Origin of the sequence: Gemella bergeri ATCC 700627 (genome assembly GCF_000469465.1) — a bacterium.
GTDB lineage: Bacteria > Bacillota > Bacilli > Staphylococcales > Gemellaceae > Gemella > Gemella bergeri.
Genome location: NZ_KI271865.1, coordinates 1 through 12,941, shown reverse-complemented (window position 1 = coordinate 12,941; position 12,941 = coordinate 1). Strand labels below are relative to the sequence as shown.

Sequence of the window (12,941 nt, the reverse complement as noted above, 5' to 3'; positions counted from 1 at the left end):
AAAACAAAACACATAAATTAAAACTGGCAGAAGGAACATACACATTCCACGAAGAAACGGCACCCGAAGGCTACTTAGCAGTAACAGATATAACATTTACAGTAGATAAAAACGGAAACATAAAAATAACAAATGTAAATGGAAACACTGCAAAAGCAGAAAAAAATAAACTAACAGTTACCGATAAAGACAAACCAGTAACACCACCAACACCTAAACAACCAAAAGATAAACCAAAATCAACCTTACCAAATACAGGTTTAACAGACAATGGTACGACAGATGTAGCTAGAGGATTATTATTCGCAGCTGTGTTATTAATAATGGGTAGAAAAAAATATCTACGATAATTGATGTTTTTAGAATAAAGTTGATGTAATAAATTATACAATAAAATTTAATATGTAAATTTCTAAATGTATAAAATAGTATGGGGGATACGAAAATTATCCTCCATATTTTTAATTAGTAAATTGACACGATTTAATTAAAATTAAGAATTAAAAACTTATCTACAATAAAATTTATAAAAGTTAACCCACTACAAAATCTAACATAGTTTTAAAAACTTTAGTTGAATATATCTCTCAATTAGCGAATTTTATTATAAAATATAACATTAAAAATTATAGAAATTATTTTTAAGTAATATAATATATATTATAAAAATAAGAGTACAATGATTAAGGTGTATTTTTATATTTTTCTTTTCATTAATATTACAAAAAAAATTTAAGTGTTGAAGATAGATGGTCAATGTTTTTTTGACAAAGACAAAAAATTTTAATTAATAAAAAGATACAGCTGTTTAAAACTGTATTAAACATTGTACTAAGGTGTAATTTCCCTTAAGCGATTACTAATTATCTCTTAAATAGAATAACTTTAAGTTAAGGATAAATTTTTTTTATATTATTTTCAAGTTATGATAAGTTTTTTTCACAAAAATTATAAAAATAAAGAAAAGAAAATATAAAAATATTAAGGTGTTGATTTAAGTGAATACTAGAGGATAGTTGAAAAAATATTTTATTGTGATATAATATAAGTACAGAGTTGTAGTATAACAAAAGTTAATGTAAAATTAATAATAAACAATAGTTTTTTAAAATTAAATAATTAAAGAAAGGTTGATTTATATGGATACAGACAGGAAAAAAAAGAGTAAAAGTATTGTAAAAAAGGCAATCAGTATTGAAACATTTGTTTTTCTTATCGTGTTTTTACTAATATTCGGACTTATGGCACGTAAGATGGGAACTCCTTTAATGTTCAAAACAATGATGGCAACTGCCCATGATTTGCTACTTAATACAGTATTTTTTATAATGGCGATGGCGGTCATTGCCGGTGCTATTAGTGCATTGTTATCAGAATTTGGAGCGATAACACTTATTAATAAAATTTTCGCACCACTTATGAAACCACTTTGGGGAATGCCGGGTGCGAGTGTAACAGGAGCAGTTGCTACTTATTTATCAGATAATCCGGCTATTATCCCTTTCGCTAAAGATACTCGTTTTATATCATTTTTCAAAAAGTATCAAGTTCCGGCATTGTGTAATTTAGGAACCGCTTTTGGTATGGGGCTTATTGTTACCATGTTTATGATGGGACAAGGTACAGGTTTTGTTAAAGCCGCACTTATTGGTAATGTAGGAGCTATTATCGGTAGTATTATTAGTGTTCGTTTAATGTTAAGACAAACAAAAAAATTTTTTGGCGATAAGGCATACGAGCCTGCGATTGAAGTTAAAGATGGTGAGGAAGATCCTAACAAAGTCCGAATTATTCGTGACGGTAATATGTTCCAACGTGTACTGGATACCATTTTAGAAGGAGGTAAAACCGGTGTAGAAATGGGTATGGCAATAATACCCGGAGTTTTAATAGTTTGTACATTTGTTATGATGCTAACCTTTAAAATGCCGGCTAACGGTTATACCGGTGCCGCTTACGAAGGTGTTGGTTTCTTACCTTGGTTAGGAGAAAAATTAACATTTATTTTAGAGCCGTTATTCGGTTTCAAATCAGCAGAAGCAATAGCATTCCCAATCACAGCATTAGGTGCTGTTGGTGGAGCAATTTCTTTAGTACCCGAATTTCTTAAAGGGGGACTTATTGGACCTAATGATATTGCTGTTTTTACAGCGATGGGAATGTGTTGGAGTGGATATTTAAGCACTCATATAGGAATGATGGATGCCTTAGGCGTAAGAAAACTATCATCAAAAGCGATTGTTTCGCATACAATCGGTGGTATAGCAGCAGGGATAGTTGCACATTACTTATTCTTGTTGTTAGGCTAAATTAAATTCAGGATATTCATAAATAAACCCAAACCTCACTTTGATAATTAAAAAGTGAGGTTCTTTATCACTTAGGTTCAACAAAAAAACTTGACAGCTAATTTTAAAAGATATATAATAAATATTGTGTTTATGGGGTGATATTTAATGAAATGGTTAAGATCTTCTTTATTCAAAAATAATAGTAATACTTTTACTTTTGAAGAGAAAATTAATATTAACGTAAATCACTATAATGCCTCTTTAAAAAATATTAAAGACGTTATTGTTAGTGGAACTTTAACTAGAGGTGGTAAAGATAAAATATACGCCGATTTAAAAATTGTTGGAGTTTTCGAAATGATTTCCGGTAGAACACTAAATAGTGTTAAATTGCCGTTTGAAATTCTTGAAAAAGAAGAATATATTGATAAATCATTAGTTGGAAATGACATAATTGATGTAAATCTTATGGATATGTATATTGATTTAAAACCTTTGGTACATGAACTTATAATTTTAAATATTCCGATTACCTCATCATCTGATGAACAAATGGAATTGGTTTCCGGTAAAGATTGGGAACTGCTTTCTGAAGATACTTTAATGGATCTTACGAAAAAAAAAGAATCTCCATTTGCTGCACTTAACGGATTATTTAAAGAACAGTAAGTATGTGATTTTTATAATAATTGGAGGAAATTAACTATGGCAGTTCCTTTTAGAAGAACATCAAAAACAGCTAAAAGAAAAAGAAGAACTCATAAAAAACTATCTGCACCATCAATTTCTATCGATAAAACAAGCGGTAACTATGTAATGGGTCACCGTGTTGATAAAAAAACCGGTATGTATAAAGGCAGACAAGTTCTAGATGTAAAATAATTAAGTATTACCAAAAAGACTAAGTTAATCTTGGTCTTTTCTTTTTTTGCTGCAATAAATTTACGTTTTAATTTTATTGTAGCAAAAAAATATGTTTTACAAAATAACTTCTAATCTTAAATCAAACTCTAAGCAAAAAAGTTGTACCGTTCGGTAAAACAGTGTATTATATTTTATAAAAGTTATTTGAAATAAATTATTAAAATTTTAAGGAGTTAACTATGGTAAAATATGATTTATTAATAATCGGTTTTGGAAAAGCCGGAAAAACCTTGGCTACTACATTAGCGAAAGAAGGAAAAAAAGTAGCCGTTGTTGAAGAAAATAGTAAAATGTACGGAGGAACTTGTATCAATATCGGTTGTATACCGACAAAAACTTTAATTGTTGCAGCTGAAAATAAAAAAAATTATTCCGAAGCAAAAGCTACACGTGATAATGTCGTTTCAAAATTAAACGCTAAAAACTTTGCAATGTTAAATAATAATCCTAATATTGATATTTATACTGCAAAAGCAAAATTTATCTCCAATAAAGTGGTAGAAATTTTCGAAAACGGCGAAACTAAACAGCTAAAAGGTGAAATTATTGTTATTAATACCGGTGCTAAAAATAATATTTTGAATATTCCCGGTTTAACAACATCTAAAAATGTTTATGATAGTACCGAACTTCAAAAATTAAAAACACCTCCGAAAACATTAGGTATTTTAGGTGGCGGTAATATCGGTTTAGAATTCTCTAATCTTTATTCTAAATTAGGCGTTAAAGTGACGGTTATAGACTTTTCGCCGACTATTTTAGGCCGTGAAGATACTGATATCTCAATGCTTGCTCAAAAATATCTTAAAGAGCAAGGGGTAGAATTTAAACTTGGAACTGTTACTAAAGAAATTCGAAACAACGGTAATAAAGTAATTGTTGATACTGAAAAATACGGAAACTTAGAATTTGATGCCCTGCTTCATGCGACCGGACGTCGTGCTAACACCGAAGATTTAGGCTTAGAAAATACCGACATCAAATTAGCAGCCAACGGTTCTGTTGTAGTTGATGAATTTTGTCGTACTAATGTGGAAAATATATTTGCTGTTGGTGATGTAAATGGCGGGTTACAGTTTACTTATGTATCACTGGATGATTTTAGAATAGTGAATAATTACCTACATGGTAATAAAGAATATATTCGTCTAAGTCGTAAAAATATACCGTACTCCGTGTTCATTACCCCTACCTTATCACGTGTAGGTCTTAATGAAAATCAAGCACACGAACTGTATAAAAATATCGCCATTGCCAGTCTACCTGTAGCAAATATGCCACGCGGTGCAGTTAATCAAGATCAACGTGGAATTTACAAAGTAATTGTTGATAAAGATACAGATTTAATACTAGGTGCTACATTATTTAGTAAAAATTCCGAGGAAATAATTAATCTTATTAAATTGGCAATGGATAATAATATTCCTTATACCTATATTAAAAATCAGGTATTTACTCATCCTACAATGGCAGAAAATTTAAACGATGTTTTTAAATTAATTTAGCATCCCTTTAAATCACAGATAGTTTTAAAACAATTTTTTAATAAGAGTAACATTAACTTAGAAGAAATATTAAACAGTTAATATAAAATACTTCGTTAAAAAATTGATATTAATTCTTTTTAAATATATTGCTTTGTGTCAATAAACACTATATAATATAATTAATCTAATAAATTTAAAGGGGTATAACCATGAATCTTAATACATTTTATGTGTTGTTCGGTTTCTTAGCTGTTTACGGAATTATCTCTACTCTTCGTGATAAAAAGAAAAAAAGAGATGAAATCAGTAAAGAAGCCTTAACAAGATTACAAGATAGACAATATAAAAAAGAATTGGAAAAAGTTATAAATTTTAGCCAAGATGATGCCATAAATATCGCTGAGCTAAGAAAAAAATACTTCTTAAACTACAAAGATGCAAAGAAATTACTTGAAATTATAAAAAATAAAAGATAATATACAATAAAATTATCCTATCTATTTTTATAGGGTTAATCTGATTATTCTATTGTTTTATATTTTAAACAGTTAAAAAACCAAGATTGAGAAAATATCATTTTCAAAATCTCGGTTTTTTATTTTTTAAATCAACTTCTTTTTTAATCCTTTATAATTCTATAATAGACACGTGATGTTAAAACATAGACTATCAGGTAAAACAGGGTAAACACTCCTACTGCCCCCGACATTCCTATTAAGAAAGCTGTTGTCTTTTTCAATAAAAATAAATTCATTATTTTTTCAATAAACGGAAAAGCTACCGCTGTATGTATTGTTGCTATGATTAATGGTGCAAAGAAAATCAATAATACTTGCGAACGAATTGATTGTTTTATTTGTTTTTCTGTTAAGCCGACTTTTCTCATTATTGAGAATTTATTTTTATCTTCATATCCTTCTGATATTTGTTTATAATACATTATTACCACTTGTGATACTATAAAAATCAAACTGATAAAAATTCCGATAAATAAAAATGATGCAAACATAGCTTTAAATTCATCTTTATTTTCATATTTTGACTCTGAAAAAACTTCATATTTATTATTTAAATTATTAATATCTTTTACTATTTTCGCTTCTTTATTCGGATTTTTTATATTAAACATTATATTTGTTGTCAGCATTTTATCAGATTTATATTTTTCAGCACTATCTCCTGAATTTTCAGTAACTGTTAACTTCTCAGCTATTTTTGTCCTAATACTTTCATCTTTTACAACAATATAATAGGTTGGCATAATATTTGCTTCTGTATGACCAATTTCTCCTGCTATTTGACTCAGTTTTTCTTTTACCGTAAACTTCTCGTTTAGAATTTGGATATCGTTGTGTTGATATTTTACCTTTTTATCAAGATAAAGCAGCACTTCGTCAGGTTTTAACGTTTTATTTTCACCACTCATTTTATTATAGTCGCTTAATGTACTTACAACAACAATTACCAAATTGCTTATTTTATTGTTTTCCTGAGCCGTTATTTTTCCATTTTCCATTTCTCCCGCTGTCATCAAGGTATTATAGAAAACTTCATCAGATTTTTTTACGTTATGTTTTTTCAAAATTTTATCAATTTCTTTTTGTACTTCACTTGCTATTTCTTTATTACTATGTCGCACCCCGACACTTATATCTCTTGGATATCTATTTTCATACGCTTCATTTACTCCTGCATACATTGTGCTGGTAGCTCCCATTGTAACAAGAACCATTGTTGATAGAATACAAATATTTGCAAGCCCTACTGCATTACGTTTCATACGATACAACAATCCTGATACACTGATAAAATGTTTCGGTTTGTAGTAGTAACGTTTATTATTTTTCATTATTTTTAACACCGCAATGCTCACCGTCATAAATATAAGATACGTACCTAATATTACAACCATAACGGCATAAAAGAACGATGTTAACGCCTCAATCGGATTTCCTGTAGTAAGCGCTGTATAATAACCGTATCCTATCAATCCGATTCCTATTAAAGTTAAAATAAATCGTGCCTTAGGTTCTTTTTCACCTGTACTTCCTTCTTTTAATAAAGTGATTATTTTTAAACGTGATATTTTTATAATAGTATATAATAAAATTAAAAAGTAAATTCCTCCGAACAGACCGATCGTCATAACAATAGCGATTACCGGTATCTCAAATCCGAATACCACACCTTTGCTAAACAACTTTAAAAGTGCCAGTAAAGTAACTTTACCGAACATTAATCCAAATGCTAAACCGAACGTTAATGCGATAAAACCGATAAATATTGTTTCTCTCATCAAAATCTTGGCTATTTGCTTTTTAGTCATACCAAGCACAGCATAAAGACCAAATTCTTTAATGCGGCGTTTAATCAAAAAACTATATGTGTAGAAAAGAAAAATCACTGAAAATATCGCTATTACTATAAGACCAAACGATAAAATTTGTTTTGTTTGAGCTGCACCGTGCTCCAATTTATCTAAACTTGAACCAAAAGCAATAGAGCCTAATATATAAAATGATGCTATTGTGAAAATTGATGCAAATATATATGGTAATACCAACCGTTTGTTTTTCACTATATTATTCCATGCAAATCTACTATAAAAGAATCTCATTTTACTCACCTGCCTGCATTAATGTTAAAGTATCGTTAATTTTTTGATACATTTCACTATGATTTTGCGTTCCTCTACGCAACTCATGAAATACGACCCCATCTTTAATAAAAAGAACACGTTTTGCTCGACTGGCTGTTTTTACAGAGTGAGTAACCATAATAATAGTTTGACCGGCTTCGTTTAACTTATCAAATACTTCCAACAGTTGCTCTGTTGATTTTGAATCTAATGCTCCGGTAGGTTCGTCAGCCAATATTAATGCCGGATTAGTGATAATGGCACGCGCCACGGCAACACGTTGTTTTTGACCACCCGATACTTCATAAGGGTATTTATTAATCAATTTATCTATACCGAGCGGTTTTATTACATTATTTAATCTCTTTTCCATATCTCTATAATTTTTATTTTCTAATACCAACGGTAATAAAATATTATCTTTTATAGAAAAATTATCCAACAAATTAAAATCTTGAAACACAAACCCCAAATTTTCACGTCGAAAATTTGCCAATTCTTTATCTTTTAGTTTACTCAAATCTGTTCCGTTTAACCTTATATTCCCGGCTGTAGCTTTATCAAAAGTAGCAATAATGTTAAGTAACGTAGTCTTACCGCTTCCGCTTTCTCCCATAATTGCTACGTATTCTCCTTTATCTACAGCAAAATTGACATTTTTCAACGCCTCCGTACTATTTGTACTTAATATAGTTGTATATACTTTTCTTAAATTATTTACCTCTAATAACATATTTATAACTCCTTTATCATTTATTCGATACATTTTATTATGTTTTACAATTATTATTTTACAGCAAAGTTTTCACTCGTTCTATCGAATTTCCTTACAAAATGTAAGTAAACCTTACAAAATCGTAAGGTTTGAATGTTTTTATATTTTTATTTACATAATTGGCTAAAATAATCTAAGTTATATTTTACTTATAAATATCTTTTTACTCTCTATAATTATAATTTTGAGGAAATTCTATTTCTACCGTTGTCCCGATTCCTGTTTTTGATGTAATTTTTATTGTATGCTCAAGATTATCAAGTATTTTTTTACATAAATACAAACCTATACCACTTGATTTTTTCTCATATCGTCCGTTAAATCCTGTAAATCCTTGTTCGAATATCCTTGGTAAATCTTCTTCTTTTATACCGATACCGTTATCTGTTATTGTTATTTTATTTTCTTCCAAAACTATCTTCACTATACTACCACGTGGTGTATATTTTATTGCATTACTGATAATTTGTTCTAAGGCAAAACTAAACCATTTTTTATCTGTTATTACGAATGTTTCTTGTGGAACAAAATTAAGAGTTAGTTTTTTATTGATAAATAAGCTGGCGTATTTTTTCAATATTTCTCGTGCTATTTCACTTAATTCAACTTTTTCAAATACATAATCCGTATTTTCGCTTCCTAATCTTATGTATGTCAGTACCATTTCAACATAACATTCTATTTTAAATAGTTCTTGTTCCAACATATAATTATCATGTTCACCGTTATCCAATATAAAATGTATTGCCGCTATCGGCGTTTTAATTTGATGTACCCACATACTGTAATAGTCAATTAACTGCGTTTGTTTTTCACGATTTTCTTCAATAGTTTTTTCTAATTCATTAAATAACCTTATAATTATTTTTTGATAATATTGAACCCTAATATCTAAACTAATCGGCAATTTATCTAAATCATTAATAAGATTATCTTTTAAAAAATGCAATGCACTAAAACTTTTTTTATAATTGTTAAAATCAATAACACTTACGATTATAGCCAAAGTGAAGCACAATAGACCGCTATAGTAAAGAACTTCTCTCGGAATATCATACAGGTAAAACATTGTAAAAAATATTATAATAAAAGAACAAAAAAGTAGGTATATTTTTAAATTTTTCTTTAAATAACTATGTAATACTTTCATTAAACTAAATATCCCTTTCCTTTTTTAGTCATTATTAAATCATTAACACCGATTGATTTTAACTTTGCTCGTAAACGATTAACATTAACCGATAAAGTGTTCTCATCAATAAAATGATCACTTTGCCACAGTGTTGTCATTATCAATTCACGACTTACAATTTGTTCTCTATGTTCTAACAAGACGGTTAAAATTCTGCTTTCGTTTTTGGTCAGTTGTGCTGTTTTTCCTTGAAACTTAACCTCGTCTTTATTTATATCAAAAATAACGTCTTTATAAGTTATTAACTGTGTATTAGCGTTAAAGTTATAAACTCTTCTTAACAGTGCTTCTATTTTTGCTTTAAGAACAACAAGTTTAAACGGTTTTTCTATAAAATCATCTGCCCCTATTGTCATAGCCATTACAATATTCATATCATCACTTGCTGAAGAAATAAACATTACCGGTACTTTAGATATATTACGTATTTCTTCGCACCAATAGTATCCGTCAAAATAAGGAAGATTTATATCCATTAATACTAAATCAGGTTTTTTCTCAATAAACTCCGTCAATACCTGTTCAAAATTATTTACTTCGTAAGCAGTAAAATTCCATTTTTCTAAATATCGGGCTATGCTGTTAGAAATTACTTCATCATCTTCCACTATCATTACTGTGTACATATTTATTTACCTCTTATTATTAGTCACTTATCGCTTTACAAAATTATACCACAAATTAATCTCAAAAGTTAATATTTCCATAATTGTGTTTTTTATTTATATAATTAATTTTTTATTATTTATTGCTGTATAGAAATATTTATATAGTAATTATTTTTTTATTTTTAAATTTAGCCACCAATCAAAAAAATATTTAAAGAATTTGATTAAATATAAAATCAATATACTTTTATAAAATAAATAATCCCTTCGTTACCGAAGAGACTATTTATAATTTAAAAAGAGAAAATTGAATTTTTTTGTGGACCAAGATAGAGAGAATCAATTTCCTTTAACAAACTATATAAATTACGTTCTTGATCCACATTGGAGAACAACTTAAAATTTATAATTTCTTTAAAAGTTGATTTTGTTGAATTGCCTCCGACGTAGTATATTAGATTACTGTTAATAAAATATTCTACCAAGATTTTGACTTTTATCACAGTAAACTTCTAAAAGATTAGAATTGTTCTAACGCCAATCGTAAGTCTTCTATTAAATCATCACTATTTTCTAAACCGACTGATAAACGAATTTGTGCAGGTGTTATCCCTGTATATGCTAATTCCTCAGGACTAAGTTGTCCGTGTGTAGTTGATGCCGGATGTACTACCAAACTTTTTGCATCTGCAACATTTGCTAAATTGGAGAAAATTTCTAAACTGTCTATTACTTTACGTGCGGCTTTCTCTCCACCTACAACATCAAACGAAAAGATTGAACCACTTCCTTTTGGTAAATATTTTTTAGCTAATTCATAATATTTGCTATCTTTTAACCCCGGATAGTTTACATGAGCTACTTTCGGATGTTTTACTAAGAAATCTACTATTTTTTTAGTATTTTCTATATGACGTTCTACGCGTAGCGATAATGTTTCCAACCCTTGCAATAATAAAAATGAATTAAATGGTGATATTGCCGCACCTGTATCACGTAGCAGTTGTGTTCTTACATTTGTAATAAATGCTGCAGCTCCAACATCACGTGTATAACTTAAATTATGATAACTTGGATCTTCTTCTACTAATTGTGGAAATTTTCCACTTGCTTCCCAATCGAATTTCCCACTATCGACAATTACCCCGGCAATTGATGTACCGTGTCCGCCAATAAATTTAGTTGCGGAATGAACAACTATATCCGCTCCGTGACTAAACACATTAATTAAATAAGGTGTAGCAAATGTGTTATCTACTACAAGAGGAATGTTATGACGATGTGCTATTTCTGCCCATTTTTCCAAATCTGCAATATTCGCTAACGGATTTCCCAATGTTTCGACAAACAATACACGTGTATCATCTGTAATAGCTTGTTCTATTTCTTCAAAATTATCAGGATCAACAAAGGTAGCATTTACACCATAACGTGGCAAAGTCAATTTTAACAAATTATACGTTCCGCCGTAGACATTTTTTGATGACACAATATGATGTCCGGCATGTGCCAAAGTTAAAAATACATATGTCAATGCAGCCATTCCCGAAGCAGTCGCCAATGCCCCAACGCCCCCTTCTAACGCATTAACACGTTCCTCAAAAACTGCTGTAGTAGGGTTAGTTATCCTTGTATAAATGTTTCCGTTTTTTCGCAATGCAAACGAATCTTCTGCGTCTTGCGTATCATCGAACACATATGATGTCGTTTGATAAATAGGAACAGCTCGTGACTTTGTATCCCCAACCGTTTGCCCTGCATGTAATTGTAATGTTTCAAAACTAAATTTTCTTGTCATAATTATTCCTCCTTTTCAAGTTCATTTTTCTTATAATAATAGACGTTTTAAGATAAATAAAAAATCGCCCTCATTGCCCTAAGACAACGAAGACGAACTGTTAATTCGCGTTACCACTTCGATTTATATTAACCTTGCGATTAATACCTTATTCAGTACCATCATACTGCGTGCTTTAACGTGCCACTTTCCGTCATTACCTATTAGATAACAATAACTAAAAGACCATTTTCAATTAACCTTCACCACGTTTTCTCACACCAACCGAAAACTCTCTGTCTTAGCTACGCCGTTAATTTACTTATCTTCTCAACGTCCATTATTAAATTTAAACTAATTGTACATCTGTTTATTATTTTTGTCAACACCTTTTTAAAAAAATTTTTTAAACTCCCTTACCATAAGGTTTTTTTATATATTATTTTACAAACATTGCTATTAGACTCATTGCTACTCTTAGTAGTGAATTTCACAAAGTTGTCTGACCACTATAGAATTAACAACAAGCCTAATAGCAATATTTGTAGTGGTAATAGTAAAATGTCAAAAGCATTTTACTTGGAGAATTTTAGACCTTGGCTAAAATTCTAGCCGAAAAATCCACCCACGTAGTGGGTTAGTTGTAGGCGTCCATACCGCTACTAACCATTGCTAAAATATTTGTAAAATAATATATAACTTTTACGATAATAATTTATCTAAATATTTATTATAAAATATATTTTCCTATTAAAATCATTAATTTATTTATTAATAAAAATTTTATTAAATTTTAATTTCTTAATAATATAATAAAATTAATCTAAAAAATAGTATCTAAAATGTTTTTATGTTATAATTACATTATCAAAAGCTTTAAAGAAATAACAAATTATTACTATTAATTAATTTTTAGGAGGTTTTTTTATGGAATTTATTAAGACAGAGAACGGTTTTGTTAAATACGACGAGAACGGTCATGTTATTGCTGAAATTACTTATAAACAGACTAATGATCCTAATATAGTTATAGCTGACCATACTTTTGTTGATTCATCTTTACGCGGACAAGGTGTTGCAAAAAAATTACTTGATACTTTGGTTGCTGATATTTCAACACAAAACAAAAAAATTAAACCGACTTGTTCATACGTCATTAAAAAGTTTTCAGAAGATTCTTCTTACGATTTTATAAACGCAGAAAAAAAATAATTTTTTTTATTTTTTAACATTTGATAAGTTGTAAAAT

Annotated in this window: 12 protein-coding genes; 7 read left to right on the top strand and 5 right to left on the bottom strand. The window is 29.2% G+C overall.

Going from position 1 to position 12,941, the window contains the following annotated elements:
* The 6 genes from HMPREF1983_RS07790 to HMPREF1983_RS06155 form a co-directional block, all read left to right on the top strand.
* Positions 1-350 (top strand): SpaA isopeptide-forming pilin-related protein (locus HMPREF1983_RS07790; protein WP_021753445.1); only part of this gene is annotated, 350 nt, incomplete at its 5' end.
* A gap of 789 nt (positions 351-1,139) precedes the next feature.
* Positions 1,140-2,309, top strand: coding sequence for a CD0519/CD1768 family membrane protein (locus tag HMPREF1983_RS06175; protein ID WP_021753444.1), 1,170 nt, complete (start codon positions 1,140-1,142; stop codon positions 2,307-2,309).
* 147 nt (positions 2,310-2,456) lie between these two features.
* On the top strand, positions 2,457-2,960 hold the full coding sequence (locus HMPREF1983_RS06170) for a YceD family protein (RefSeq protein ID WP_021753443.1): 504 nt from the start codon (positions 2,457-2,459) through the stop codon (positions 2,958-2,960).
* A gap of 36 nt (positions 2,961-2,996) precedes the next feature.
* Complete coding sequence (rpmF, locus tag HMPREF1983_RS06165; protein ID WP_021753442.1) at positions 2,997-3,173, top strand: 50S ribosomal protein L32; 177 nt, start codon at positions 2,997-2,999, stop codon at positions 3,171-3,173.
* 221 nt (positions 3,174-3,394) lie between these two features.
* Entirely contained in the window at positions 3,395-4,720 is a 1,326-nt protein-coding gene (locus HMPREF1983_RS06160; protein WP_021753441.1) for an FAD-containing oxidoreductase, read from the top strand.
* Between the two features lie 191 nt (positions 4,721-4,911).
* Positions 4,912-5,178 (top strand): hypothetical protein, encoded by a 267-nt coding sequence (locus HMPREF1983_RS06155; RefSeq protein WP_021753440.1) that lies wholly within the window; start codon positions 4,912-4,914, stop codon positions 5,176-5,178.
* 143 nt (positions 5,179-5,321) lie between these two features.
* Here the strand turns inward: HMPREF1983_RS06155 and HMPREF1983_RS06150 are convergent, their stop codons facing one another.
* From HMPREF1983_RS06150 to HMPREF1983_RS06130, 5 genes are all read right to left on the bottom strand, one after another.
* Entirely contained in the window at positions 5,322-7,319 is a 1,998-nt protein-coding gene (locus HMPREF1983_RS06150; protein ID WP_040461194.1) for an ABC transporter permease, read from the bottom strand.
* Position 7,320: 1 nt separating this feature from the next.
* Entirely contained in the window at positions 7,321-8,073 is a 753-nt protein-coding gene (locus tag HMPREF1983_RS06145; protein WP_040461192.1) for an ABC transporter ATP-binding protein, read from the bottom strand.
* Between the two features lie 205 nt (positions 8,074-8,278).
* The gene (locus HMPREF1983_RS06140; protein WP_021753437.1) at positions 8,279-9,265 is read right to left on the bottom strand and encodes a sensor histidine kinase; all 987 of its coding nucleotides are present in this window, start codon (positions 9,263-9,265) and stop codon (positions 8,279-8,281) included.
* A complete protein-coding gene (locus HMPREF1983_RS06135) occupies positions 9,265-9,933 on the bottom strand; it encodes a response regulator transcription factor (RefSeq protein WP_021753436.1) in 669 nt (222 codons plus the stop codon). Before HMPREF1983_RS06135 ends, HMPREF1983_RS06140 begins: the two co-directional genes overlap by 1 nt.
* A gap of 502 nt (positions 9,934-10,435) precedes the next feature.
* Positions 10,436-11,713: an O-acetylhomoserine aminocarboxypropyltransferase/cysteine synthase family protein gene (locus tag HMPREF1983_RS06130; RefSeq protein WP_021753434.1), complete on the bottom strand. Its 1,278-nt coding sequence runs from the start codon at positions 11,711-11,713 to the stop codon at positions 10,436-10,438.
* Between the two features lie 906 nt (positions 11,714-12,619).
* On the opposite strand from HMPREF1983_RS06130, the gene HMPREF1983_RS06125 reads away from it, so the two are divergent.
* A complete protein-coding gene (locus HMPREF1983_RS06125) occupies positions 12,620-12,904 on the top strand; it encodes a GNAT family N-acetyltransferase (protein ID WP_021753433.1) in 285 nt (94 codons plus the stop codon).
* The last annotated feature ends 37 nt before the right edge of the window (positions 12,905-12,941 follow it).

Excerpts from the sequence above, each read along its gene's own strand:
- HMPREF1983_RS06125 (WP_021753433.1), top strand. The coding sequence starts at position 12,620 with ATGGAATTTATTAAGACAGAGAACGGTTTTGTTAAATACGACGAGAAC.
- HMPREF1983_RS06140 (WP_021753437.1), bottom strand. The coding sequence starts at position 9,265 with ATGAAAGTATTACATAGTTATTTAAAGAAAAATTTAAAAATATACCTA.
- HMPREF1983_RS06145 (WP_040461192.1), bottom strand. The coding sequence starts at position 8,073 with ATGTTATTAGAGGTAAATAATTTAAGAAAAGTATATACAACTATATTA.
- HMPREF1983_RS06175 (WP_021753444.1), top strand. The coding sequence starts at position 1,140 with ATGGATACAGACAGGAAAAAAAAGAGTAAAAGTATTGTAAAAAAGGCA.
- HMPREF1983_RS06150 (WP_040461194.1), bottom strand. The coding sequence starts at position 7,319 with ATGAGATTCTTTTATAGTAGATTTGCATGGAATAATATAGTGAAAAAC.
- HMPREF1983_RS06155 (WP_021753440.1), top strand. The coding sequence starts at position 4,912 with ATGAATCTTAATACATTTTATGTGTTGTTCGGTTTCTTAGCTGTTTAC.
- HMPREF1983_RS06135 (WP_021753436.1), bottom strand. The coding sequence starts at position 9,933 with ATGTACACAGTAATGATAGTGGAAGATGATGAAGTAATTTCTAACAGC.
- HMPREF1983_RS06130 (WP_021753434.1), bottom strand. The coding sequence starts at position 11,713 with ATGACAAGAAAATTTAGTTTTGAAACATTACAATTACATGCAGGGCAA.
- HMPREF1983_RS06170 (WP_021753443.1), top strand. The coding sequence starts at position 2,457 with ATGAAATGGTTAAGATCTTCTTTATTCAAAAATAATAGTAATACTTTT.
- rpmF (WP_021753442.1), top strand. The coding sequence starts at position 2,997 with ATGGCAGTTCCTTTTAGAAGAACATCAAAAACAGCTAAAAGAAAAAGA.
- HMPREF1983_RS06160 (WP_021753441.1), top strand. The coding sequence starts at position 3,395 with ATGGTAAAATATGATTTATTAATAATCGGTTTTGGAAAAGCCGGAAAA.